General features: G+C 75.9%; 4 protein-coding genes. 2 read left to right on the top strand and 2 right to left on the bottom strand.

Features of this window, described 5'->3' with window-relative positions:
* Both VGR37_12115 and VGR37_12110 read left to right on the top strand, forming a co-directional pair.
* A partial coding sequence (locus VGR37_12115) for a response regulator (protein HEV2148140.1) occupies positions 1-448 on the top strand: 448 nt, incomplete at its 5' end.
* 101 nt (positions 449-549) lie between these two features.
* Positions 550-1,080 (top strand): hypothetical protein, encoded by a 531-nt coding sequence (locus tag VGR37_12110; protein ID HEV2148139.1) that lies wholly within the window; start codon positions 550-552, stop codon positions 1,078-1,080.
* An 8-nt stretch (positions 1,081-1,088) separates the two neighbouring features.
* On the opposite strand, the gene VGR37_12105 is transcribed toward VGR37_12110, so the two are convergent.
* Together VGR37_12105 and VGR37_12100 are read right to left on the bottom strand one after the other, a co-directional pair.
* A complete protein-coding gene (locus VGR37_12105; GenBank protein HEV2148138.1) occupies positions 1,089-1,337 on the bottom strand; it encodes a hypothetical protein in 249 nt (82 codons plus the stop codon).
* Between the two features lie 19 nt (positions 1,338-1,356).
* Positions 1,357-1,683, bottom strand: coding sequence for a hypothetical protein (locus tag VGR37_12100; protein ID HEV2148137.1), 327 nt, complete (start codon positions 1,681-1,683; stop codon positions 1,357-1,359).
* Positions 1,684-2,003 lie beyond the last annotated feature (320 nt).

Genomic DNA, 2,003 nt, shown 5'->3' with positions numbered 1-2,003 from the left:
GGCGGAGCGGAACGCGCCGTCGGCCGACCGGGGCCCCGGGCGCGCCGCCGGCGCGGAGGCCCCGCCCACCCGGTCCGGCAAGGTGCTCCTGGTGGAGGACGACTCCACCACGCGCGGGACGCTGGCGCGCCGCCTGGTCGGGCGGGGGTTCCGGGTGGTGGAGGTGGCGGACGGGCTGGGGGCGGAGGCGGCGGTGACGGCGGAGCGCCCGGACCTGGTGCTGCTGGACCTGAGCCTCCCCGGCAAGGACGGCTGGACGCTGGCCGCAGCGCTCAAGGCGGAGCCCTCCACGCGGCCCATTCCCATCATCGGCCTCACCGCGCACGCCATGCCCGGCGACCGGGAGCGGGCGCTCCGGGCCGGGTGCGACGAGTACGAGAGCAAGCCGGTGGACTTCCCCCGGCTGCTCTACAAGATGGACGTGATGCTGGGGACCCCGGGCGGCTGAGCGCCGGGGCGCCGTCTCGCACTTCGCACCTCGCACTTCGCACCGCCGTTCGGTACCTTGTCGGCCTCGCAGCCGACACACCCGAGCCCCGGAGCAACCGCGTGAACCTGAGCCTCCGCGCCCTGCATCGTCTCGTCCCCGGCCTGTCCGGCACCCCGGAGGAGATCGCCGCCCGCCTCCGCGGCGCCGACATCGCCGTCGCACGCGTCGTCCCCCTGGCGGAGCTGCTCCGCCCCGTGGTGGTGGGGCGCGTGGAGGCGGTCACCCAGCACCCCAACGCGGACCGGCTGCGCGTCTGCACGGTGAACGACGGCACCGAGGCGACGCGGCAGATCGTCACCGGCGCCTCCAACGTGGCGGAGGGGGCCAGCTACCCGCTGATCCGCGCGGGCACCACCCTCCCCAACGGGGTGAAGATCCGCAAGGGGAAGCTCCGCGGCGAGGTCTCCGAGGGGATGCTGGGCTCCGCGATCGAGCTGGAGCTGGGCGACGAGAAGGAGGGGCTGATGACGCTGGCCGGCGATCCCGCGCCCGGCACCCCGCTCCCGGAGGTGGTCCCCGCCGAGGGGGTCGTCTTCGTGCTGGAGGGAGAGCCCACCGAGGAGGAGATCCGCAGGGCGCTCGGCGGCTGAGCGGCGCCCTACGCCCCGCCGAGGTCCCCCAGCCGGATCCGCACCATGTCGTCCAGCAGCTCGTCCGGGACGCCGTAGACCTCCTCCGCCAGGAAGCGGCGGGTCTCCGTCTCGTTGCGGGCCACCTCGCGGAGCGCGCCGCTCAGCCGTTCCAGCGGGAGCCCCACGCGCCGGGCGGCGTCCACCAGCCGCTGGTACGCCTCCCGCCGCGCCGTCTGCTCTTCCGGGGTCTCCCCCGGCTCCCACGGTTGTCGCATCGCTCTCCCCCGCCGTCGTTCAGCCTTCGCCCCGCTCGCCGGGAACGGCAGCATCCCGCTCCGCCTCCGGCACGTCCCCCGTCTCCTCGGGCGGGACCGCGCCCGCGCGCATGGGGTCCAGCACGTCGCTCAGGTGCTGGATGTCGTCGATCTCTCCCAGGTCGCCGGCCAGCACCCCCCATGCCCCGATCGTCCAGGCGCTCGGGGGGCGGCCCTGCTCCCGCTCGTCCTCTTCGCTCAGGCGCACCATCTCCTCCGCCACCTCGCGCGTGGCGCACACGGCCGAGAGCGTGGGGCAGCCCTCCCCCGGAAGCCGCTGGAACACGCACCAGACTTTCTCCGCCATCCCGCTCCGCTCCTCCGCTGCAGGGCGCCCGCTCGCACACCGTCCGTCCGCCGGTCCCGCCTCCGCAAGCTCCCGGCCGCGGGGACGAAGAACGGGGGAGCCCGTGGAGGCTCCCCCGTATCGTCGCGGATCCCGGATCCGTCCGCGCTTCAGTCCGTCTCGCGCCGGGCGGGCCGGGCGTCGTCGATCCGGCGGCGGATCCCGAAGGCGAGCGCCCCCGTCCCCACCACCAGAACCGCCAGCGGGAGCGTCGCGTCGCGCCGCCGCTCCTCCGTCGGCGCGGCCTCCGGCGCGAACGCGGCGGCCACGGCGGCCGGGGC

The sequence above is a fragment of the Longimicrobiaceae bacterium genome (assembly GCA_035936415.1).
Taxonomy (GTDB): Bacteria; Gemmatimonadota; Gemmatimonadetes; order Longimicrobiales; family Longimicrobiaceae; genus JAFAYN01.
This window is presented reverse-complemented; position numbering and strand designations above follow the sequence as displayed.